Source organism: Dietzia sp. IBK-p2-15D (assembly GCF_057773105.1).
This window is the reverse complement of the sequence record NZ_JBYMTK010000105.1, coordinates 1-444: the sequence shown is the minus strand read 5'-3', so window position 1 is coordinate 444 and position 444 is coordinate 1. Positions and strand designations below refer to the sequence as shown.

Sequence of the window (444 nt, the reverse complement as noted above, 5' to 3'; positions counted from 1 at the left end):
CTATAAACGTATATAAAAACGCTTTTAATAAAAATTATGGAATTGAACAACTATCACAAGCAGAGAAACGAGAAGGTAAAACAGACAATGGAATCGCAACGAGCGCAACCAATCTCTTACGAAGAGAAGGTAGCACAAATGAAAAGAATTCTTCAGCAAGGCAGAAATCAGATTTAGAAATCTTCGCTAAGGAGAATGGAAATTGGATAGAAGATTACAACTCTTTAGGGGAATTTATTGGGCAAGGTATGGAAAGCCTAGTATATTTAAGTAAGGATGGGAACGATGTCTATAAAGTTAATGATTTGGAGTTTTATGACACACCTCTAGACTATTTAAACACTCTGTCAGTCCATAATAATTTATTTGTGGAGTCTCCTTATGAAGTTGCAGGTTTCACAAAACGAAAAGACACTAACAATTTTTCTTTCGTATTGAAACAAC

General features: G+C 34.2%; 1 protein-coding gene. It reads left to right on the top strand.

Translation table 11 applies throughout. The features are described from left to right. Positions 1-444: putative polyvalent protein kinase domain-containing protein (locus AC3DEV_RS17080; RefSeq protein WP_488372887.1), on the top strand; the 444-nt coding region annotated here is incomplete at both ends.